The organism is Algoriphagus boritolerans DSM 17298 = JCM 18970, from assembly GCF_900108085.1.
GTDB classification, from domain to species: Bacteria; Bacteroidota; Bacteroidia; order Cytophagales; family Cyclobacteriaceae; genus Algoriphagus; species Algoriphagus boritolerans.
The window spans coordinates 148,015-169,968 of record NZ_FNVR01000005.1; the positions used below are offsets into that span (position 1 = coordinate 148,015).

Annotated in this window: 19 protein-coding genes; 7 read left to right on the forward strand and 12 right to left on the reverse strand. The window is 42.6% G+C overall.

Annotated features, from left to right (window positions below; translation table 11 throughout):
- Positions 1–115: 115 nt before the first annotated feature.
- From C4S61_RS07070 to C4S61_RS07090, 4 genes are all read left to right on the forward strand, one after another.
- Positions 116–1,681, forward strand: coding sequence for a sensor histidine kinase (locus C4S61_RS07070; RefSeq protein ID WP_103924084.1), 1,566 nt, complete (start codon positions 116–118; stop codon positions 1,679–1,681).
- Positions 1,678–2,358 carry a response regulator transcription factor gene (locus C4S61_RS07075; protein WP_103924085.1) on the forward strand — a complete coding sequence of 227 codons (681 nt, stop codon included), beginning with the start codon at positions 1,678–1,680 and terminating at the stop codon, positions 2,356–2,358. The genes C4S61_RS07070 and C4S61_RS07075 overlap by 4 nt, the downstream gene beginning before the upstream one ends.
- Before the next feature lie 451 nt (positions 2,359–2,809).
- Entirely contained in the window at positions 2,810–4,123 is a 1,314-nt protein-coding gene (locus C4S61_RS07080) for an ATP-binding protein (protein ID WP_235009847.1), read from the forward strand.
- Positions 4,124–4,760: 637 nt separating this feature from the next.
- Entirely contained in the window at positions 4,761–4,904 is a 144-nt protein-coding gene (locus C4S61_RS07090) for a winged helix-turn-helix domain-containing protein (RefSeq protein ID WP_103924087.1), read from the forward strand.
- Positions 4,905–5,369: 465 nt separating this feature from the next.
- Here C4S61_RS07090 and C4S61_RS07095 read toward each other — a convergent pair whose 3' ends face one another.
- The 12 genes from C4S61_RS07095 to C4S61_RS07150 all read right to left on the reverse strand — a co-directional run bounded on the left by C4S61_RS07095 (position 5,370) and on the right by C4S61_RS07150 (position 16,636).
- Positions 5,370–6,095 (reverse strand): hypothetical protein, encoded by a 726-nt coding sequence (locus C4S61_RS07095; RefSeq protein WP_146064360.1) that lies wholly within the window; start codon positions 6,093–6,095, stop codon positions 5,370–5,372.
- Positions 6,096–6,450: 355 nt separating this feature from the next.
- A complete protein-coding gene (locus tag C4S61_RS07100; RefSeq protein ID WP_103924089.1) occupies positions 6,451–6,744 on the reverse strand; it encodes a hypothetical protein in 294 nt (97 codons plus the stop codon).
- 69 nt (positions 6,745–6,813) lie between these two features.
- Positions 6,814–7,275, reverse strand: a complete 462-nt coding sequence (locus C4S61_RS07105) for a hypothetical protein (protein ID WP_146064361.1) — start codon at positions 7,273–7,275, stop codon at positions 6,814–6,816.
- Positions 7,276–7,812: 537 nt separating this feature from the next.
- Positions 7,813–9,075 (reverse strand): alpha/beta fold hydrolase, encoded by a 1,263-nt coding sequence (locus C4S61_RS07110; RefSeq protein ID WP_103924091.1) that lies wholly within the window; start codon positions 9,073–9,075, stop codon positions 7,813–7,815.
- 160 nt (positions 9,076–9,235) lie between these two features.
- Positions 9,236–10,315, reverse strand: a complete 1,080-nt coding sequence (locus C4S61_RS07115) for a right-handed parallel beta-helix repeat-containing protein (RefSeq protein WP_103924092.1) — start codon at positions 10,313–10,315, stop codon at positions 9,236–9,238.
- A 70-nt stretch (positions 10,316–10,385) separates the two neighbouring features.
- The gene (locus tag C4S61_RS07120; protein WP_103924093.1) at positions 10,386–10,970 is read right to left on the reverse strand and encodes a Crp/Fnr family transcriptional regulator; all 585 of its coding nucleotides are present in this window, start codon (positions 10,968–10,970) and stop codon (positions 10,386–10,388) included.
- A 60-nt stretch (positions 10,971–11,030) separates the two neighbouring features.
- Entirely contained in the window at positions 11,031–11,897 is an 867-nt protein-coding gene (locus tag C4S61_RS07125) for a sugar phosphate isomerase/epimerase family protein (protein ID WP_103924094.1), read from the reverse strand.
- A 148-nt stretch (positions 11,898–12,045) separates the two neighbouring features.
- Positions 12,046–13,749 (reverse strand): GMC oxidoreductase, encoded by a 1,704-nt coding sequence (locus C4S61_RS07130; RefSeq protein WP_103924095.1) that lies wholly within the window; start codon positions 13,747–13,749, stop codon positions 12,046–12,048.
- A 124-nt stretch (positions 13,750–13,873) separates the two neighbouring features.
- Complete coding sequence (locus C4S61_RS22630; RefSeq protein ID WP_103924096.1) at positions 13,874–14,290, reverse strand: putative toxin-antitoxin system toxin component, PIN family; 417 nt, start codon at positions 14,288–14,290, stop codon at positions 13,874–13,876.
- Positions 14,280–14,507: a hypothetical protein gene (locus tag C4S61_RS07140; RefSeq protein WP_103924097.1), complete on the reverse strand. Its 228-nt coding sequence runs from the start codon at positions 14,505–14,507 to the stop codon at positions 14,280–14,282. Before C4S61_RS07140 ends, C4S61_RS22630 begins: the two co-directional genes overlap by 11 nt.
- Positions 14,508–14,552: 45 nt before the next feature.
- Positions 14,553–15,089 carry a gluconate 2-dehydrogenase subunit 3 family protein gene (locus C4S61_RS07145; protein WP_103924098.1) on the reverse strand — a complete coding sequence of 179 codons (537 nt, stop codon included), beginning with the start codon at positions 15,087–15,089 and terminating at the stop codon, positions 14,553–14,555.
- A gap of 122 nt (positions 15,090–15,211) precedes the next feature.
- Entirely contained in the window at positions 15,212–16,636 is a 1,425-nt protein-coding gene (locus tag C4S61_RS07150) for an amidohydrolase (RefSeq protein WP_103924099.1), read from the reverse strand.
- A 216-nt stretch (positions 16,637–16,852) separates the two neighbouring features.
- On the opposite strand from C4S61_RS07150, the gene C4S61_RS07155 reads away from it, so the two are divergent.
- The 3 genes from C4S61_RS07155 to C4S61_RS07165 all read left to right on the forward strand — a co-directional run bounded on the left by C4S61_RS07155 (position 16,853) and on the right by C4S61_RS07165 (position 21,904).
- Complete coding sequence (locus tag C4S61_RS07155) at positions 16,853–17,836, forward strand: c-type cytochrome (RefSeq protein ID WP_103924100.1); 984 nt, start codon at positions 16,853–16,855, stop codon at positions 17,834–17,836.
- Positions 17,837–18,015: 179 nt separating this feature from the next.
- Entirely contained in the window at positions 18,016–19,689 is a 1,674-nt protein-coding gene (locus C4S61_RS07160) for a bifunctional metallophosphatase/5'-nucleotidase (protein WP_103924101.1), read from the forward strand.
- 112 nt (positions 19,690–19,801) lie between these two features.
- The gene (locus C4S61_RS07165) at positions 19,802–21,904 is read left to right on the forward strand and encodes an acylase (protein ID WP_103924179.1); all 2,103 of its coding nucleotides are present in this window, start codon (positions 19,802–19,804) and stop codon (positions 21,902–21,904) included.
- Positions 21,905–21,954 lie beyond the last annotated feature (50 nt).

Consider the following 21,954-nt stretch of genomic DNA (forward strand, 5'->3'; position numbering starts at 1 on the left):
TGGGATAAATTGTCGGGTACAAACCAATCCAAAGGAAAACTTCAAAAGCGTTAAGCACTGTTAACGTGTGTTAACCCCAGTTTTTCGCTTTCACATAAGCCCCTAATTTAGCGCTGTGAAAAAGCTGCAATTCAAGCGAATAGGATTTCTGATCGGACTCACCCTGCTGTTGAGCATTGGCGTGCAGGCTTGGCGGATGTATTCTCAGTTTCGGATTATCCAGCGCCAATTGGTCATGGATATTCAGCAAAGTTTAGAAAATGCGGTGGAAAGCTATTTTGCCGAATTGGCCAAAACGGATGTTATTGCTTTGACGGATTTTTCCGGAAATCATTCAATTTTTGGAGGGGATAGTTTGTCAGGAAAAAATAGAATCACTGAAATCAAAGTCAATCGCCTTGACAGTGTAGGTGGTTTTTTGGATCGTGTAGGACAAAGTAAAAGAATCTTTGAAACCTTGGAAAAGGCTGAAAAGGGCGGCTTCGATTCATTTTTTTGGAATGAGATTACAAGGGACACGGCTTCAGGGCTAACACTTTTGGATTCCACCCGAAGAAGTGCCGTGGATCGAAAAAATGAACTTCTCGTTTTTTTTGGAAAAGATCAGGCAGATAGTATCAATCAACTTCAAACGCTAACAAGCAAAATCATAATTTCCATTACCCGCGACAGTCTGGATTTTGACAAAATCAAAGAATTCCTCCAGGCCGAACTGGATCGAAGGAAAATTGACATCAATTATCAGCTCATCCAGGTCAATCGAAGGATTCCCCGATTGGGAGAGGCCAATCCTCCACAGGAAAATCCCGGTATCGAAAAGCCGAATATGCCATTTATGACCATTTCCAGATCCACATTTTTACCTCCCGGACAGGCTTTGGAACTGTACTTTGAAAATATTTCCCTGACCATCCTAAGAAGGGGAATCTTCGAAATCCTCACTTCCCTCCTATTCCTAAGTATCATAGCTTACGCCTTCTACTACCTCTACCAAACGATCAAAAACCAAAAGGAAATCGCCGAAATCAAGCAGGACCTGATCGCCAACATCACCCACGAATTCAAAACTCCGATCGCTACCACGCTATCGGCTATTGAGGGAATCCAGCAATTCAATCCTGAGAATGATCCTTCCAAAACCAGTCGCTATTTGGGGATTTCCAAAAACCAGATGTTCAAATTGAATCAGATGGTAGAGAAACTTCTGGAAACTGCCACATTGGATTCCGATCAGTTGGTTTTGAAGAAAGAGACCATCGAACCCGAAATACTTTTGCGGCAGCTCGTCCAGAAATTCCAGACTTTGGCGCCGGAGAAGAAGATCGACTTGATTATGCCCGCTCATTGCAAGACCATTTTCGCAGATCCCTTTCACTTCGAAAATGCGCTTTCCAACCTGATTGATAATGCAATAAAGTATGGAGGAAACGAAATCCGAATCTGCCTGGACCAAAAAGGCATGAACAAAGTCCGCATTCATGACAATGGCGGAAATATCCCTTCGGAGCAAAAGGCCCGGGTCTTTGAGCAGTTTTATCGAATTCCAAAAGGAGATCTCCATGATGTGAAAGGCTTTGGAATCGGACTTTATTATGTGAAAAAGATCCTGGAAAAGCACGAAGGAAAAATCGAGCTGGAAGCAGGGAAAAATTCCACCACCTTTATCACCTACTGGCCATGAGCAAAATCAACGTGATTCTCGCCGAAGATGAATTGGCTTTGGGCACGATCATTCAGGAAAGTCTGGAAAGCCGGGATTTCAAAGTTCGGCTATGTGGAGACGGACAAAAAGCATGGGAAAGTTATCAATCACAAAAGCCGGATGTGCTGGTTTTGGACGTGATGATGCCAAAAAAAGACGGATTTTCGCTCGCTGCCGAGATCCGAAAAATCGATCCTTACACGCCGATTATTTTCCTGACATCCAAAAGCCAAACCGAAGACGTGGTCAAAGGCTTCGGCTTGGGTGCCAATGATTACGTGCGTAAGCCTTTCAGCATGGAAGAACTGATCGTCCGCATCAAATCCCATCTGGACAAGATCCGAATCCGGCAGAGCCAAAGCGACTGGATCGTCTTGGGCAAGTATGAATTCCACCCCACCCGACAATTGCTAAAACTGGGAGAAAGCGAGCATCCGCTCACTTCCCGAGAATCCCAACTGCTTCAGATTCTTTTGGAAAATGCGAATGACATCACGGATCGCACGCGAATTCTAACCCAAATCTGGGGTTCGGACGACTTTTTCAATGCCCGAAGTATGGACGTCTTTATTACCAAGCTCCGCAAAAAACTCCAAGACGACCCGAATATCCAGATTCTGAATGTACGGGGATATGGGTTTAAGTTGGTGTGTTGAGTTAAGGCGTCATTGGCAGGGATCATTTAGGGTTTCAACGCTTTTTCAATCTATCGATCCCGAAGCAATCTTTTCGATTTTACTATAATCTGATTTTTAAAATTTTCGAATTATAAATCCTTGTACAGGAATTCGAGATAGCAAATCTCGAATAGCAGGGCGAAAACCTTTGCTGAATATTTTTTATTGTACTGTGCGTTACAGTAATTTGCAGTACAATAAATAGTAATGAAATCGGGCATGACTAAAAAGTCACACAGAGGGATGATTATAAACCATGCGAGATTCTCCCGAAGAAAAATCGGGACAGGCTATCTGACCATTGAAAAATAAATTATAAACAGGTGAAATGCCCATGAGAACTGATTCTCACACAGGGGGATGAATATCAGGGGCATTCTCCCGATAAAGATCGGGACAGGCTATCTGACCAAAAAAAATCAGTTATAAAATGATGCGGTTTTACAATAGAGAACAGGAACTGTCAGAGCTACAGCGTATCAGAGAACGATCTCTTCAAAATGCGCAAATGACTGTTATGGTAGGCAGGAGAAGGATTGGTAAAACAAGTCTACTCAAAAAGGATAGCGAGGAAAACCTGTCTGTCTATCTTTTTGTGTCCCGAAAAAGTGAAATACTGCTATGTGAAGAATTTGTCGAGACAATTAAGGATACACTCCAAGTGAATTCATTCGGCCAAATCACAAAAATCAAAGACCTTTTTGCCTGGATCATGGAGCTTTCTGAATCAAGAAGCTTTACGCTGATCTTAGATGAATTTCAAGAATTCTTAAACATCAATCCTTCAATTTTTAGTGACATCCAGAACATTTGGGATTCCAAAAAGGGAAAAAGCAAAATCAATTTAATCTTTTGCGGTTCGATTTATTCGATGATGAACCAAATCTTTGAAAACTCAAAAGAGCCGCTTTTTTCCAGAGCAACGTCCAAAATCAATGTGGGACCCTTCGATGTGGCCACACTTAAGGAGATTTTGACAGATAATTACCCTACCTTTTCCGGGGGAGATTTACTCAATTTCTACACTTTTACGGGCGGCGTAGCAAAGTACGTCGAGAGCTTTGTTCAAAACCAAAGCTTTGCTTTAGACGATATCCTGAAGAGCATTTTCCGTGAGAATTCATTTTTCCTAGAGGAAGGAAAAAATGTATTGATTGAGGAATTTGGAAAAGATTATGCAACTTATTTCTCTATTCTTTCCCTAATCGCTTCATCCAAAACCTCCAGACCAGAAATCGAATCAATCCTCGAAATGGGAGTTGGAGGATATTTGGATCGGCTTGAAAATGATTTCAGCATCATTAAAAAAATAAAACCGATTTTTGCTAAATCAGGAAGCCGACAAATCAAATATGAAATAGCTGACAACTTTTTAAGCTTCTGGTTTCGATTTATATACAAAAACCGAAGTGCGGTAGAAATCGGGAATTTTCAATACGTCGAAAAATTGGTGAGACGCGATTATTCCACTTTCTCCGGCAAAATGCTTGAGCGATATTTTATAGAAAAGCTGAAGCTAAGCATGCAATTTTCTGAAATAGGAACCTTTTGGGACAAGAAAAATCAAAATGAAATTGATATTGTGGCCATAAATGAAATCGAAAAACGAGTAGTTTTTGCAGAAATTAAATTGAACAAAGCCAAAATCAATTTATTAGAACTTAAAGAGAAGTCTAATGCCCTCGATAGCTTTTTACTAGGCTACACTAAAGAGTACCTTGCCCTTTCTCTCCAGGATATGTAAAAAAATGGGGATGTTAAACTTGACAGATTAAATGAAAATTTTTCCCTAGGTCGGAAATAAACTCCAAGACGACCCGAATCTTCATATCCTGAATGTGCGGGGATATGGGTTAAAGTTGGTGTGTTGAGAGTTTTATCGGATTACAAATCCTACGGTAGGAAATTCGAAATTGCAAATTTCGAATAGCGGGTATATTCTCGGATTGCGAATCATATGATAAGAGATTCGAGATTTCAAATCTGGAGGAGTGGAATAGCAGCGTTAGCTTAGCCAGTACTCTTACGTTTTATCTTCTCAAATTTTCTGGTAATTTCCTCGCCATAGATGGGTTGTACCATTTGATTTCCTTTGAGGAATGATTTGGCTACATAAAGGTCCAAAGAAAAGATTGCAACCCGTATTCGCGCTAACTCGGCTTCATCTTTAGCCACAAGCCTTACTTCGTAGCCCTTTTTATATTTTTGAGTTTTGGATTCCTCAATCCTTGAACTATCTTTTATTCTCACATAGCCATTCCGAAGAAATACTTTCTTTAAGATTTTGAGAGCCAACTTTTTTGACAATTTGTCCATAAATCTCAGCCTGTATTGGGTTTTTGCTTAGTTATCATCGATTTAAAACTAAAAATAGGTTTTTTATGGTTTTCCCTGAAGATTCAGACGCCTTTTTCCACACCCGCAGCATGGACGAATTCATCACCACCCTCCGCAAAAAACTCCAGGACGACCCAACCATTCAGATTCTGAATGTGCGGGGATATGGGTTCAAGTTGGTGTGTTGAGTTAAGGCGTCACTGCGAGGGATCATTTTGGTTTTGAATTCTTTTTTTAATCTATCGATCCCGAAGCAATCTTTTCGATTTTGCTATAATCTGATTTTTAAAATTTTCGGATTACAAATTCTGCGATAGGAGATTCGAGATTGCAAATCTCGAAGAGCCACCAAATTTAGAAAAGTAACGATCCCGAAGGGATCAAACTTTTCAATAACCGCGGGTGCAACCCGTGGAAATTAATATGATGAACTCAATCCCGACCCCGAAGGGGGTCGAACTTTTAACCTATTTAGTAATACTTTTACAAAAAGTGACATTTAAGTTAAGGTGGGTTTCAAGGGGTTTTCGGATTTTAATTCCAATGATCGAAGTCTCGAGATTACAAATCTCGAATAGCGGAAGCTGATAAACCAAACAAAAGACCTGAAGCCAAGGATGCTTCAGGTCTTCACATAAGTTTAACCCAGGCTTCTATTCCTTATCTTTCTTTTTCAGTCCAAAAGAATAGTAAACCCCAATCCTTGTAGATCGAATTCGCCTATCGAAAGAATAAGTACTACCATAAATAGTGTATCCGTCACTGATTGATCTGCCAAGATTAGTGCTTTGAAAAAGACTAAATTCAAATCTTCCATATCCCAACCCCAATCCATATTGGTAATTCATGAAAAAGGATTTTGGGATAGTTTCCGCAGCATTTAAGGCGTCGACTACCTCCTGAGACCAGTCAGGGCCCTGCGGCACCTCTGTCAGTCTCGTTGACCTTGAGGAGCTCCAAACAGGCACCAATCCTCCTCTGAGCTTCCATTTTATTCTTCCAGTCTCGAAAAGATCGTAAGTGACTTCAAGAGGAAATTCAAAATTCCGATGGGAGACAGTTCGGCCTTTTATGGAATAAGGCATTGCTGGAAAATCAGGAAATGGAACTTTTACCTGAAGACTTGTGAAGCTTTGATAATATTGAATCCCAATAGAAGCTGTAAACCGATCAGATAAATATTGTTCATAGCCCAGATATGGAGACAATCGGGAATCCTTATTCTTTTGATTTCCCTCATAGATGGAAAGACCTCCTACCGAAACTTCAGAAATATTATACGCCACCTCACCGACCAAACCTATTCCTACTCTAAATTTTTGAGAATAACTGAGACTAGGAAGAACAAATAGAATGAATAAAATTAACTTCTTAATCATCTAATCTTAATCCAAAAAGTACTGTAGAAGTTGAATGAATTTTGAAATTAGAAAAGCTTGCTAAATCACAATAATTTACAATTGCATCTCCAAGATTATCATCATTATCACTGATTGTCAATGATATTTCTGAAGTTAAAGTTCCTCCTGCAGGATTTGGTATTGTTGTTCCTGTTTTAAAAGTAAAGGGATTACCTCCATCACGTTCAAACCATTGAAACTTGATTACTTCTGCAAATAATGGCCTCTCCCAATGAAATAAATCGATATCGACAAAATGCCATTCAGGAACACAACTAAATAATCCACAATCCTTCCACTGACTCCTATCTACCTCTGTAACATTTTTTCTAAGTTACTGTAAATGTGCTTGTCCGGACCCAGTGAGAACGAAAAAATATAATTCAGGTGTACCATCTATCCATGGCTCGGCATAATCAAAGGCATCCATACTTTCAAACTTAATCTGATTTACATGATCCGATTTAGTGTTTGAATCGCGATCACATCCTATAGTACCTCCACCAGATCCGCCACCTGGAATACCACCAATTCCACCTCCCCCGCAAAATGAATCGGTATAAAAGTAGTAATCATTTGTGCCGTCGCTGAAATAGGGTGTTGCCTCTTGCAGACATGGCTCCTCCACAGCTATCCTTGCATTTGAATTTTTGGGAACCTTAACTAATCGCTCATTTTGACTAATTACCAATACAGGTTATTCAGGTACTACGCGAATATCCCATTCAGATACTTCTCCGGCAGAATTAATTACCGGTACAATCGGGTTGGTTTTCAAATCTTGATTTGGTGAAATGTAAAGAACCGGAGTATTGGGATCAACATCTTCCATGGCAAGGAGTTGATCATCATTTCCTCTCAGTGCGACCTGCATCAGCGGATCAAATTCCCAGCTGGATTCAGTGGATCTAAAATAAGACTGGTCTCCAAAAATTGCTTCTGAAAATGTAAGCGATTTGGAATTTGGACCTCCAAGCGATTGATTCTTTTCAGTGTAGTACAGAAAATTGAAATCCCCGTCAAATTGCTCTTGAGTCTTGTCGAAGATAAATTCACGAATATTTTCGTTCTTTAGACCGTTGGCTAAAGCGGCTGCAAATGTTAATCCAGGCTCTTTGGGATCCAAACCGGATTTTTTAGCCTGAGCTTCCAAAGCCATTAGATTTTCTGGAGCTGATTCAAAATCACTGCATGAAAAAAGCAGCACTCCGGACAATAGAACAGGGAAAATTCTTTTCCCTCTTGTTACCAAATTCCATTCGATCTTGAATGGGGGGGGGTAGATACTCTCATAAAGTTTAAAGTAAGTTGTTTTAAAGAATGGATGGAATTAAATAATTAACCTGATACCGAACAAGTTTTTATTAAAAAAATTATAAAAAAATTATTTGTTCGATTTCAATCCTGAAAATTCTACTAATGATGTTATTTTTTTACAAAGCCGTTCGTGTCCTAAAACATGTTGTTTGAATCAAAAAAATAAAAACTCCTGATAAAAATCTTCTAAATGAAACCATTTTTCGAAGTTTTGAATCTTTTTTCCAAAGTGAGTGTCCAATCTCTTCACTGATCACCAAATACAATTATTTCTATAGTTGAATACATTTACTTGACCACAGAGAATTACAAATTCTGCGATAGGAAATTCGTGAAACTTTTCCAAAGTTTGGAACTTTGGAAAAGTCATTTTACAACCTCACTTTAGCTCCTTCGCACTAGCCAAATTCTTTTTGAATAGCCCCAAATCCCGGTGTTTACTCATTTCGCCCAGTTCGACTGCCTTTTCAAAATAGGGAACCGCCTCTTTGACTTTTCCCAAAGCAACCAATCCATCTCCCATGCTGTCATAGACGTTGGCAGAATCGGGAAAGCGATTCACATTGTACTGAAATAAAACTAAAGCATATTTTGGTTGATCCCGTCGAAGTTGATCATAACCTAATCCGTTTATAAGGGACTCTGGGATTTTTTTTTCTGGAAAGTAAGCTAACAAGCCATCCAAATATTCCCGAAATTCTTCCGGTGAATATCGCTTCGCTGCTTGACCTATTTTATTGGAAGGGTTATTGAAATATCTCAAAGAAATGATGGACGCCAGCTTTTCTGGCTCTTGAAGAGTGAAAAACTGTGCAGATTGAGAAACCAGCACCATTTCAGAATTACTATTTCCCATAGTCTGCTGCGTAAATTCACCTATTCTATCAGCTTGCAAAATCAGATTTAAGTCTTTGAACTCTTCAGCCAGAGGGCTTGATGGATTGAACATGATTTCCGACTTCATTCCTCCAGCAATAATCACCGAAGGTATTCTAGGATAATCATATAAAGTAGTGTTTGAAATTTCACCTGTCTCCAAATCCAGGATGACTTTGGCCTCAGACCGAATACTCTGGGGAGTATACCTGAGTTGATCTTCCTTGATTTTGAAATAGGCAGCAGCGATCCTTTCCCCTTGTAATCCTGCTTTGTCCAACAGCGAAACCATCTTTTGCTTTTGCATGGATCGATTGATAGGATCTATATAAATCATCGCTTCAATGTCCTGAGGATAAGTCGAAGCAAAGTGCTTAATCAAAATCCCTCCCCATTCTTGTCCCACCAAAATATAGGGCGGGGTCAATTCCAATTTATCAAGTAAAGCTTTGAGTTGCTTGGTCCTGTTTGCAGGCGTGGGAATTTCATCGAAGGCTTCCGATTGACCATTTCCTGCCCGATCATAGGCGAAAATCGGTGTGTTCTCCGGAAGCTCACTGATGACTCGATCCCAAGGCTCCAAGTTTGCACCAAGACCACTCTCTATGATAATCAAAGGCTGTCCAAGCTTCCGGTTTTTAATTCCGGTTAACAGGTAATGTTGGGATTTTCCATCAATTTGGATGGTCTTGGACTGCTTTTGGGCTAATGCTAAACCTGATCCTGTAAAAAGAAGTGCGAAGAATAATATGAAGATCTTTTGCATAACTACCTTATTTAAGGACTATCAAGTTAACAAATGAACCGATGCCTGACACGGGAAATTGCAAATTATTAGCCTTCGAACTGAATGGTTTGAGCCTGTACTCCATACATTTTGAAAACAGGCTCAAAAGTGTGAGTCTCCTGCAATTCATAATTTGAATTTACTTCTTTTGGTAAAAAAGCCCTGCTCCTAATTCGCTCCCCAAAGTGCCCGGTGCTAGGTGCAGATAATACTTGCTAGTCGGGTCTTTCACGATTTCGAGTCCTCCTTCTTTTTGGATAGTGACATTTTCACCCAGTTTGAGTTTTGAAGGATCTGCCGGATCTCCCAAGCCTGCCGGCCCTCCTCCTTTGTTGACCAATTGGTTGTAGCCAACTACAAGGGAGTTGGAAAGATTAAAGCTGTTTTTTTCATCTTTATTCAAGATCCAAAATGCCTCGGCATTGGTCACCACATTATTGTAATACTTAAAATCCTCAGCCAATGACCATGTCCAAACCGCGGCTCCATAAATATTGACTATCAAATTATGATGTATCTCAGATCGCTCAGAGGGTCGGTCTGAAAACCAAAAAACGACTGCATCTTTCACTCCATAGAATACACAGTGATCAACCACCACACCCTGTCCACTCGCCAACACAGGCAGATGGTTTGGAGCAGCATGAATATCTCCTAAAAATAAACATTGGGTTACGCGAAGATCATCCAAGTCTTCACCCTCTCTGATGATCGGGTAATTCCGGATTACCATCCCATCCCGAGGCCGCTCATGAACTGGTGAACCCAAAACCCGTAGTCCCTGAATGGTCACATGGTTAGTTTCGACCTGAATCCCATTTGAGGCTCCACCCAAATTATCATCTGGTTGATTTTCAAATGACATAGTTGAAATCAATACTGGCATCCTGCCATGGTGCCAATCAGGATCATCCGGAAGCACCTCCGCACGAATAGTCAGTCTATTCTCACGAGTAAACTTCCATTTTGTGGGCTCAAACCGAACCGTAGTGTCAAGGGCATATATTCCTTCGGAAAGGAAAACTGTCACAGAACCTTCTCCTTGAGTTGTATTTATCCGTTCTGCTGCTTCAAAGAGTGAGCGGAGTGGATCTTCTTTTTGACCTGAGTTTCCATCACTTCCTAAGTTAGGATTAATGTATAGCACACCTTTTTCCAGTTGTGCATATCCCTGGAAGGAAAACAGTAGCAGGAGAACCATCGTAAGTAGCTTCTTCATTTGTGTCTTTTTTGATTAACACAAAGGTCAGCTGATGAATCGGCATCTACCCTTAACCTAGCTTAAGAAATCAGCGGTTGGATTGGATATTTTTCCGGACTTTACTCAAAAACTCGGGCGTAATTCCCAAATAGGAAGCAATTTGGGTATTTGGCAAGCGATTGCTAAGGTGAGGATATTGTTCCAAAAAACCCAAATAACGTTGTTCGGCTGTAGAACTGAAGTTTTGAAGCACCCGATTTTGAAGTTCGATGTACTTGAGTTCAATCAGCACTTTGAAAATCAGATTTAACTTGGGTATGGTATTGTATAAAAAATACAAATCCTGCTGCTTGATCTGAAGTACTAATCCGGCTTCGAGTGCCTCAATATTCAGCTGACTTTGATTTTGGGAATGAAAACTACCGATATCTGCAATCCATTCATTCTCAGCAGTGAACTGAATGTTATGCTCAAATCCCTTGTCATCTACGCCAAACATCCGAAAGCAACCTTGAGCAACAAAAGTATAATGTTTGCACACCTCCCCTGCTATAAGAATTTTCTCTTTTCGCTTGATTGGACGGGAAACCAACCTTTCTTCCAAGAGAGCTTTCTCAGTCCCTTTTAGCGGGATAAAGCTTTCAAGATGCTGGATTATAGCTTGATTGGACATGAATGAAATTAAAGAAAAACTTTTCCAAAGTTTGAAACTTTGGAAAAGCTACACTTCAAATCAATACTTCAAACTTTTCAGGTAGGCAATACTTTTTGGCAAAGCCTCCAGTTCATTATCCCCTTCATCCTCGATAAACATGTGTTTGATCCCAATCTTATTGGCTTCACGAAGGATGGCAGGGAAGTCCAATTCACCCTCGCCAAGCGGCACATCATTCTCCGGTCCGGTCAGACCTGTCATATCCCGAGGTGCACCTTTGCGGAAATCTTTCAGGTGAAGTGACACCCAACGTTTCCCATATTTTTTCAATAATGCAACCGGGTCTCCACCTCCAAAATGCGTCCACATTACATCCATTTGTAGGGAAACATACTTGGGGTCGGTATTTTCTACCAAATAGTCAAACAAGGTTCCGCCCCCATACGGCTGAAATTCATAGCCGTGCACATGGTACTTGAAAGTGATTCCGTTTTCCTTTAAGACTTTGCCTCCCTCGTTGAAGGCTTTGATCGCACGGTCAGCATCAGCCTTGCTGAACTCGCCTCCCTTGTGAGGAATCCAGGCGCACATCACATACTTGGCACCAAGGGCTTTTGCCTTGTCCGCCACTGCCTGAGGATCCGATTCCAACGCTTCAAAACCGGTTCCGGTGGATGGAAGGGAAATCCCACGGTCTGCCAGCATTTTTTTGAAGTCCTCGACACTCACGCCTTGGGGTGCACCGCCTTCAAATTCGGTAAAGCCCATTTGCTGGATGATGTCCAGCGCTTCTGGGACACCATTTTTCCATTGATTGCGGAAAGTATAAGAAGCAAAGCCAAGGGGAACCTGTAGCATCGGATCGCCCTTTTTTTGGGCGAAAGATTCCTGTGGAGAAATGATCCAGGCCAAGGCGAGGATAAAGAGGATTAGGGTATTTTTCATAAGTTTTTTTGGGGTTTGTCAACTGTCGACAGTCCACAGTCCACTGCTACTTGCAAAGTACTTCATTCGATGAGGCCAAATCAATCCATTCACTTGGTTGATAGAATTGGGCTGCTGTCGACTGTCGTCCGTGGACCGTTGACCAAGATTAAAGATTCAATTTATTCAACTCATCCACCGCAAAATTTGCTGCCCGGGCAGTCAGGGTCATAAAGGTCAAGGTAGGATTCTGAGTACTTCCACTTGTCATGCAGGCACCATCGGTGACGAAAACATTTTTGCAATGATGGAGCTGATTGTATTTGTTGAGCAGCGAAGTTTTGGGATCATTTCCCATACGTACTCCTCCCATTTCGTGGATATCCGAGCCCGGAGGTGCTCCAGAATCGCTTACGCTGATGTTTTTGAAGCCCATCCGCTCGTACATCTCGCTTTGCTGCTGCACAAAGTCCGCTGTCATCTTATTGTCGTTGTCTTTCCATTCTACAGACATGATCAACTTTGGAATTCCATATTTATCTTTTTCGTCGGGTGAAAGGCGGATATGATTGGACTCTTCCGGCACCATTTCGCCTTGCATCCATGCAGCCATTCCCCAGATCCCATAAGTTGGATTGAGCAGCTTGTCTCGAAGTGCATCTCCTATCAGTTCCCCATTTCCGTCCAATTGACGGCTACCTGACATCCCAATTGCGTATCCCCGAAGAAAATCGGTTTCTTGCCGATAGACGTTTCGGAATCGTGGTACATAGGCATGTCCGGGGTTTCGACCATCGTTAAACTTATCCCTAAAGCCTTCGAATGTTGCGTAGCCTTTTCCCCGGTAATTATGGCAGGTGATGAATTTACCCATCAGTCCGTTGTCATTTCCTAACCCATTCGGGAAGCGGGAAGACTTGGAATTAAGCAAAATTGCGTTGGAATTGATCGTGGAAGCGTTGACAAAGATAATTTTGGCATAAAACTCAATCGATTCCTGAGTAAGTCTATCGATGACTCGGACTCCGACAGCTTTTCCTTTTTGCTCATCATAAATAATCGATTCCACTACAGAGTCCGGTCTCAAAGTCAGATTTCCGGTCTTCTCTGCCCAAGGAAGCGTGGATGCGTTGGCCGAAAAATAGCCCCCATACACACATCCCCGGTTGCACATATTCTGATTCATGCATCTGTTACGGCCCTGATCTTTATGAATTTGTTGAGGATCGGTGAGGTGGGCGCAGCGGCCTTGAATCAAGTAGCGATCGCCATACAGTTCTTTCAGCTGCTCACTGTAGTATTTCTCCAGACAACTCAACTCAAATCCCGGTTGCACGATCTGATCAGGAAGCACATCCAAACCATCTCGACTGCCAGCGAAACCTACAAAAGTCTCCACATAGCTGTACCATGGCTCCATGTCTTTGTACCGAATCGGCCAATCCACCGCAAAACCGTCTCTGGCCGGACCTTCGAAGTCAAAGTCTGACCAGCGCTGAGTTCCTCTTGCCCACAGCAGGGATTTCCCCCCTACGTGGTAGCCACGAAACCAACGGAAAGGTTTTTCTTCAATATAGGGCTGTTCATCCTGAGCCAAAGCCCAATGCATCGTCTCTTCTCTTCCCCAATTTGCTGCACCGATTCCGGATCGTTTCTCGATGGGCACCACTCCCCGAAACTCAAATTCCCAAGGCGCTTTGGAAGCAGTGGGATAATCTTCGATATGACGAACCATCCGGCCACGTTCCAAGACGAGCGTTTTAAGTCCTTTTTCGCAGAGTTCTTTGGCTCCCCAACCACCGGAGGCACCTGAGCCAATGACGATGGCGTCGTAAGTGGTGGTTTGTTTGGCTTTTAGGTTTAGGTTTGACATGGCATTTCGGGTTTTCACTACAGTACTTGAAAAGTAGCAAAAGACGGGAAAGAAAGCTTGCTTTTGGTGTAAAAGGTAGAATATTGAGAAAAATCCGAATGAAAAAGTTTAAGTTTTGATTGGCTCAATTTTCCAAAATGAACAGGAATTCAGCAGGACTTAAGATTCGGATTCCATGAAAGGGATTAAGGACAAGGAGATCTTGGTCACCGGTGATTAAAAAATCCGCATATCCATCGAAAGCAAGTTGGAGGTACTTGTCGTCTTTGGAGTCTCGGCATATTTGGAAGGAACTCCTGACTTTTGTGGGAATTGCAATTTTTGAAAAATAGGAAATAGCATCTTTTCTTTTATCAATTGGCGAATATCTGTCAAACTTTGATCTCAAAAGGACAGATTCAAATTCTTGAAGCGTTTCGTCGGAATACAACACAAGAAAGCTTAGAAAAGCTAAATCAACTACTCTCTTTGAAACTGAATCCTCTAGTAAGTGTGCACTTACAAGCACGTTCGAATCAATGACTATTCTCCTAATCCTCAAGTTTCAAGATACGGTTAAGTTCATCTTCCGTTAGTCCATTGATCGTTGCCTCTTTTGCCATTTGATTTCGAAACTTCTGATAACGATCGATTTCCTCACGATTGAAACTAGCCAATAAATGGAGGACACTTTCTTCAAAGCGCTGCTTTTCTGCTGAGTCAAGCTTATTGTATAGCTCAAGCGATGCTTGGTCTACCTGGATCTCTATTTTTTTCATAGTTCAATTTACGATTAATCCTTCAAAAGGATCAAAATCATGACCTTAGACCGAAGCATACACATCCACACATCCATGATAAAACCCGGGAGCTACCTGGTATTTTCTAAAGTTTACCATCACTTCTTTAACGGTAGTGAATCCCATCACCGTATTGGATCGCATCAGATTGTAAAACTTCTTTTCGTCCTCTTTTTCAGATTCATTTAATCCCAGTAAGACCTTTTCTCTTTCTTCCTGGGAGAGGTCTCCAAATCGGGCCTTTTTAAGCGCTTTCAATTGAGCTTTGATCAAATCCTGATCTTCTTTTTCGTAGCATTTTTCAAAAAGCTTGATCAGAAATTGATCAGTTCCGGTGCTTAATGCTCCGATTGGCTGTACATCCGGAGTTGGTATTTTGGGAGGAAGTCCGGCTGGAATAAAGGTATCCGCAATCAAGGAAATTAATTGCTCCTCATCAAAGTTGAAGAAGCCTTCGTGAGTCAATCGATCCACGATTTGCCACTTGCTATCGGCGAGTACCAAGCCGGCAATTCCAGCGATGGTACCTCCGATTATTTTGAGCGATTTACGTCTATCCATAGTATTCGGAATTTTAGGCCAAAGACAGCCTACAAGTTAGATTATTTTAAAAAAGACCAAATGAAAAAAGGCCGGAATTCCACCAACGGAATTTCCGGCCATTTGAAATTCAGGATGAAATTCTATTTCCGATAGTCAAGCGGGGCCTTACGATCACCGACCAATGCCTCATAGACGAAATCGTCTCCCCTTCTTTTGTTCAATTCCTCCAGCGCTTTTCCAGTTACTGACGGATCTTTGAAAATATCCATCGCGGTCAAAGTCAAGGTTTTGGCGGCGACCATCATTCCTTTTTGACCGATAGACATTCCTCCGGCGGCAACCGCCTGCCAGGTATGAGCCGAAGTGCCGGGAACCCACGTAGCAGTATTCAGGCCAACTGTAGGAACAAGCCAACTGATGTCTCCCACATCTGTGGATCCTCCTCCACCAGTCTCACTGACAATAAAAGGCGCTATTTTAGCGGCATCTTCAGGAGTCGACTTTACACCGGCGGGATACGTTTTGATGATGTCCTCTGCAAATTTTTTCTCCTCAGGAGAATACGTTACTCCACCGATAGCTTCAAGATTCTTGTGCATGATTTTGGCCAGGGTCTCATTTGGCAAAAGATTGTAAACCCCATTGATTACTTCATATTCCATACGCGTTTGTGTGCCCAAAGCTGCGGCTTCTGCGGTTTTTACCATTCGTTCAAAAATCTGCTGAACAACCAAGGCATTTGGATGACGAACATATTGGTACGATTCTGCAAAAGCTGGAACCACATTCGGCGCTTCGCCTCCTCGGGTAATCACATAGTGCATTCTAGTCTCCATAGGGACATGCTCTCGCATCAAATTGACCATAAAATTCATCGCCTCTACAGCGTCCAATGCTGATTTACCTCGTTCAGGAGCAGCAGCAGCATGAGAGGCTTCGCCGTAAAATCTGAATTTGGCAGAAATATTCGCCAAAGAGGAAGTCGCTCCGGCGGCATTTTGTGATCCCGGATGCCAGTGCATCATCACGTCGACATCTTTGATCAAACCGGCACGGGCGATGTACACTTTCCCTCCCCCACCTTCTTCAGCCGGAGTGCCATACACGCGCAAAGTACCTTTGATGTTATTTTCTTTCATCCAATCCATCACCGCGATACCGGATGCAACAGAAGCCGCTCCGAAAAGATGGTGACCACAGGCGTGACCCGCACCGCCCTCGACAATGGGCTTGCGAAAGGGAGACGCTTCTTGAGAGACTCCGGGAAGTGCATCAAATTCGGCCATAATTCCAATAACCGGTTTGCCCGAACCATACTCAGCAACGAAAGCCGTTGGAATTTCTGCCACACCGGCAGTCACTTTAAATCCCGCATCGGAAAGCGTCTTTTGCAACAGCGCAGAACTGTTCGTTTCCAAGTAACCGAGCTCTGGATTTGCCCAAATCTGTCTGGCGATATCACCGTAAAAATCAGCTTTGGAATCGAGTTTTTTCAAGACTTCATCCTGTCCAAATACCGAAAAGCGCGAAATAAAAAAGAGAAATAAGAGTGATTTTATTTTCATGATTGGTTGGTTTTTAGGCAAATTACAAATACAGGTGATTTTTTTTATGAAAATTTTTCAAATACATTTTAAGCTATTTGAATTACGTTTAATTGTTGAAATTGAATCTTTTCTGGAAATAATAATAATTTTTAAATAAAGCTTTAAAATTTCTAAATATTTGAATTTCTGAGAGAAACAATCTCTTTATTTTTCATAAACCAACCAAAAAGCACTATGAACAAACTTCTGAAAATCGCTGCCTACCTGATAGCAGCAGTAGTTTTATTACTCATTATCGCCTTGGCATTTCTGCAACTAGGATTTCCCAAGGTAGATCCAGCCCCGGAACTCACGATTGAGTACACCCCGGACAGAATTGAGCGGGGGGCCTATTTGGCAAACCATGTCACCGTATGTATGGACTGTCACTCCACCCGGGATTTTTCCAGGTTTTCAGGTCCCCCTGCTCCGGGGACACTTGGCGCTGGTGGGGATGTATTTGATCATTCGATGGGATTACCGGGGGTATTTTATGCTAAAAACATCACTCCCCATGGTATTTCTGACTACTCAGATGGAGAATTGTACCGATTGATCACTACAGGGGTCACCAATGATGGCAGACCTATGTTTCCATTGATGCCATATACCTATTATGGAAAAATGGATCCGGAGGACATCTATGACATCATTGCCTACGTTCGATCTTTGTCGGCAATTGAGACAGACATCCCAGATTCTGAAGCTGATTTCCCTGTGAATTTGATCCTGAGAACAATTCCCAAAAATGCCGAAATGACAAAAAAACCTGACCCGACAGATCAGGTTGCCTATGGGGGATATTTAGTCAATGCCTCCGGCTGCGTGGAATGCCATACGCAGGTTGATCCTCAGGGGATGATTCTTCAGGACGTAAAATTTGCTGGAGGACGTAGTTTCCCATTTCCTGATGGGTCTATTGTTACTTCATCTAATATTACCCAAGACGATGAAACAGGTATTGGCAATTGGAATGAGGAGATGTTTGTACAGCGGTTTGCCCAATATGCCGATTCTGGCTATGTGATTCCAAAAGTTTCTCCGGGAGAATTCAACACCATAATGCCTTGGACGATGTATGCCGGAATGAAAAAAGAGGATCTCAGAGCAATCTACGCCTATCTGAAAACCATTGAGCCAATCAAGAATGAGGTAGTCAAATTCGCGGCTTCAAACTAGTCAACACCTGATTTGATTAGACCTATAAGGAAGTCTTGCCGATGGCGACTTCCTTTTTTATTTCCCTTTTGTGACCTCTATCACCAAATCCTGAGCGAAAGAATTTCTACTTTTCGAAGACATAGGCAGGGTATTTCCCTTAAAGAAGCTTGAATTATCAATTTCATAAGCCCAAAAAAATGCAGTCATCCAGAAGGAAATTCATAGCGCAACTAGGAGCAATAGGTGCTAGTACAGGACTGGCAGGTATCGCAAATGCCGCTCCAAACGATGAAATTCAGAAAAAAAGTGTACCCACATCCTTTACTCTCTCCATTCTTCAAACCACCGACGTACACTGTCAAATTCATGCGCATGATGAGCTGTTTTGGGAAGATGGCAAATCGGTTTACCGAAAAACCGGTGGATACGCTCATCTAAAAACTTTCCTGGATCAAGAGCGAAAAAAAATGGAATATAGCTTCCTCATGGATACGGGAGATATGTTTCAGGGCTCGGAGCTATCAGTAAAGACCACCGGTGAAGCAATGATCCCGATACTCAACGCCTTGGACTATGATCTTTACCTCCCTGGTAATTGGGAAGTGATCTATTACAAAAAATCCATGCAGCATCTCCTCGGATCGCTGACCGCGCCAAAAGTCTGTGCAAATATGTATCACGATTTGGGGAATGGTAAAAAAGGGGAATTGATTTTTCCACCCTATCATATCTGGACTGTCAACGGAGTCAAAATCGGATTTCTGGGATATACAGACCATCTTGTCCCCCTTCGACAGTCACCTAATTATAGCAAAGGGATCATTTACACCAAGCCTGAAGAAAATCTATCCCACTATGTAGATGTGCTTAGAAATCAGGAAAAGTGTGCTTTTGTAGCGCTCGTAGCCCATTTGGGGCTTTCTCAACAAATCCATTTGGCAAATCATCCCACATGCGAAGGAGTGGATTACATGCTTGGAGGCGGTACACACGAGCGCGTGAGAAAACCAATCCAAGGTAGGTACGCCAAAGTGGTAGAACCGGGGGCTTTTGGGTCTTTTGTCGGAAAACTGGAACTGAAAATCGAGAATGGAAAGGTAGTATCAGATTCCTACGAACTGATGGAAGTGAATTCCGAAAAATACCCCGAATCGCCGGAAATGAAGAAAATCATTTCTCAATACGAGGGTCCCTATCTGGAAGACATCCAAAAAGTGGTAGGCTATTCCACCATCCCACTCTATCGCTATTTCGTAATCGAAAACACCATCGATACTATGATTCTGGATGCTATCAACTGGCAATTGCCGGATGTAGACATTGTCCTTTCCAATGGTTTCCGCTTTTGTCCGCCTCGGTCCACGCCGGATCACACGGGGAATATTCCCATAACCAATGGATTCATTTTTGATATGCTTCCGGTGGACAGTAGGATCCGGACAGGAAAAGTTACCGGTCAGCAGATTCAGGATTGGTTGGAAAAAGAACTGAACAATGTTTTCGCTGCCGATGCTTCCAAACGGTTCGGAGGCTGGGTGATCAAATTCAAAGGCATGGAAGTGAAGTTTAAAGCCTTTGGTGAAGAGGGAAAAAGAGTTCAATCAACCTTGGTTCATGGCAAACCACTCGACACCAATAAAGTCTATTCAATCTGCGCCTGCGAACGCGACGGAGATCCTGACGATATACTTTGCAGATTCAAAGGCGTGATGGAAACAGAAAACACAGCTTACACCCTCCACCAAGCGATAAAAAACTATTTGGCTGAAAATTCACCTATCACCCCCACTCCTCCACAATCTGCCGTGGCAATTGATGCGCCGGCCACCTTGCTGACTCAGGTAAGCGGAGTTGATTATGAGTTCAGATGATTAAATACCAGTATCCGCTAAAGGATAGAAAAAAGTGTTTATTTACCCCCTTAAGCCGGCCAAATGGTCGGCTTTTTTAGTAATCTTGGGTATAAAAGATCTGACACTTCACATGGCTTTGAAACACTATTCAACGAACCCATTTTTTTTCATTTTTGGAATATCACTGCTCGCATCTGCCTGCCAATATGTTCACAAACCGTCTGATTGGGACACTTCAAAAGTTGAAATAGCCCGGGACGAGTTTGGAGTGCCTCATATTTTTGGTAAAACAGACGCAGATGTGGCCTATGGATTGGCTTGGGCTCATGCAGAGGATGATTTTGAAACGATACAGATGACAGTTTTGGCAGGCAAAGGCTTAGCAGGACGGGTTTTTGGGGAGCAAGGTGCGGCCATTGACTTTTTCGTCAACTTGCTCGAGACAAGAGAAATCGCAAAAGAAAAATACGAGGCGTCATTTTCTCCCGAATTCAAAAAAGTGCTGGAAGGCTATGCTGCCGGACTTAATGACTATGCATTTGCACACCCTGAAGAAGTCCTGTACCAGGCTGCATTTCCGATTTCACCCAAAGAAATGATCTCGGCTTATATCCTTTCGCTTGCGCAAATGTCAGGCGCAGATCGGGCGGTTCAGGCAATTGTAGGCGGAAATGTCGATCTGATTCCAGAAGACACTTTGCCAAAAGGATCAAACGCAATCGCTATTCATCCTTCTCGAACAGATTCCGGAGAAACATTCCTTGCTATCAATTCCCACCAACCGCTCGAAGGTCCCGTCGCTTGGTACGAAGCTCACTTGCACTCGGAGGAAGGCTGGAATGCTTTGGGAGGTCTCTTTCCGGGTGGTTCCATGATTTTCCACGGGGTAAATGAGCACTTGGGTTGGGCACACACGGTGAATACGCCTGATTTTCTGGATCTATACCAACTGAAAATAAATCCGGAGGATGAAGACGAATATCTTGTAGATGGCGAATGGCTGGAATTGGAGGAGCGGATCGTCTGGCTGAAAGTTCGGCTTTGGGATTTGATCACCCTACCTGTACCCAAAAAAGTCTGGAAGAGCATCTACGGCCCTACGCTCGTCACCGAACAAGGTACTTTCTCGATTCGGCTTGGTGCTTTGGATCAAATTGGGGCCCCCGAACAATGGTGGCGAATGAACAAAGCCAAGAATTTCACAGAGTGGAAATCGGCCATGAATTCCATGCAATTGTCAAATTTCAATACGGTCTATGCGGATAAGTATGACACCATATTTTTTGTCAGCAACGGCCTTTTGCCGAAAAGAACTCCTGGTTTTGACTATGCCGGTACAGTACCGGGAGATACCAAAAAGACACTTTGGACAGAGTTCCACGCCTTTTCCGAACTTCCTCAGCAGGTAAATCCTTCCTCAGGATACCTTTACAACACCAATCATTCTCCATTTAAAGCAAGCTCCTATCAAGACAATCTCTTTCCAGACGACTATCCGATGGAAATGGGATTTGATCTGAGAGACAACAACCGCTCGCTCAGGTTTAGAGAGTTAATGGCAGATTCCGGAAAAATCAGCTGGGAAGATTTTGAGCGGATCAAATATGACCAAAAGCTGCCTTCTGATTTAGCATATCGAACCGACATGAGTTTGCTTTTCAGCCTGGATGCTGCAAAGTATCCGGATATCGAAAAGCAGATTTTGACGCTGAAAAACTGGAATAAAGAAGCTTCGGTTGACAGCGAAGGTGCCGCCCTTTTTGCATTCATCTACTATTATTGGTGGGATGAATTTGCGAAAGCCGGAAAAAGTTTTGACACCCAACTGACAGTAGAAGAGGCTGTACAGGGAATTCGGGCTGCTAAAACCCATTTCGAAACGCACTTCGGAAAAGACCTGGTTCGATTGGGTGAATATCAAAAGTTGGTGCGGGGCGATAAGGTCTTACCAATTTGGGGCATCGACGATGTCTTGACTACCATCCGATCCACACCTTGGGAAAACGGCATGCGAAAAGCTGCCCAAGGAGAATCCTACATCCTGATGGTGAAATTTGGAGAAGATCTTCCAATCATCGAATCGATCAACGTCTATGGCGCCAGCAATCGTCCCGATAGTCCACATTATGCAGACCAAATGGAGCGTTTTTTAAATCGGGATCTGAAACCAATGACCCTGGATAAGGCAGAAGTGTTGAGAACTGCGGAGCGGGTTTACAAACCGGGAAAGTGACCCATGTTTTTTAGGTTTTGAAAACCAATTTTCCATTTTAATCATGAAAT

Bases quoted from the DNA above. Each gene is read 5' to 3' on its own strand.
- C4S61_RS07155 (WP_103924100.1), top strand. From the start codon at position 16,853: ATGAACAAACTTCTGAAAATCGCTGCCTACCTGATAGCAGCAGTAGTT.
- C4S61_RS07140 (WP_103924097.1), bottom strand. From the start codon at position 14,507: ATGAAAAAAATAGAGATCCAGGTAGACCAAGCATCGCTTGAGCTATAC.
- C4S61_RS07145 (WP_103924098.1), bottom strand. From the start codon at position 15,089: ATGGATAGACGTAAATCGCTCAAAATAATCGGAGGTACCATCGCTGGA.
- C4S61_RS07125 (WP_103924094.1), bottom strand. From the start codon at position 11,897: ATGAAAAATACCCTAATCCTCTTTATCCTCGCCTTGGCCTGGATCATT.
- C4S61_RS07150 (WP_103924099.1), bottom strand. From the start codon at position 16,636: ATGAAAATAAAATCACTCTTATTTCTCTTTTTTATTTCGCGCTTTTCG.
- C4S61_RS07115 (WP_103924092.1), bottom strand. From the start codon at position 10,315: ATGAAGAAGCTACTTACGATGGTTCTCCTGCTACTGTTTTCCTTCCAG.
- C4S61_RS07130 (WP_103924095.1), bottom strand. From the start codon at position 13,749: ATGTCAAACCTAAACCTAAAAGCCAAACAAACCACCACTTACGACGCC.
- C4S61_RS07095 (WP_146064360.1), bottom strand. From the start codon at position 6,095: ATGATTAAGAAGTTAATTTTATTCATTCTATTTGTTCTTCCTAGTCTC.
- C4S61_RS07090 (WP_103924087.1), top strand. From the start codon at position 4,761: ATGGTTTTCCCTGAAGATTCAGACGCCTTTTTCCACACCCGCAGCATG.
- C4S61_RS07080 (WP_235009847.1), top strand. From the start codon at position 2,810: ATGATGCGGTTTTACAATAGAGAACAGGAACTGTCAGAGCTACAGCGT.
- C4S61_RS07110 (WP_103924091.1), bottom strand. From the start codon at position 9,075: ATGCAAAAGATCTTCATATTATTCTTCGCACTTCTTTTTACAGGATCA.
- C4S61_RS07075 (WP_103924085.1), top strand. From the start codon at position 1,678: ATGAGCAAAATCAACGTGATTCTCGCCGAAGATGAATTGGCTTTGGGC.
- C4S61_RS07165 (WP_103924179.1), top strand. From the start codon at position 19,802: ATGGCTTTGAAACACTATTCAACGAACCCATTTTTTTTCATTTTTGGA.
- C4S61_RS07120 (WP_103924093.1), bottom strand. From the start codon at position 10,970: ATGTCCAATCAAGCTATAATCCAGCATCTTGAAAGCTTTATCCCGCTA.
- C4S61_RS07105 (WP_146064361.1), bottom strand. From the start codon at position 7,275: ATGGCTTTGGAAGCTCAGGCTAAAAAATCCGGTTTGGATCCCAAAGAG.
- C4S61_RS07160 (WP_103924101.1), top strand. From the start codon at position 18,016: ATGCAGTCATCCAGAAGGAAATTCATAGCGCAACTAGGAGCAATAGGT.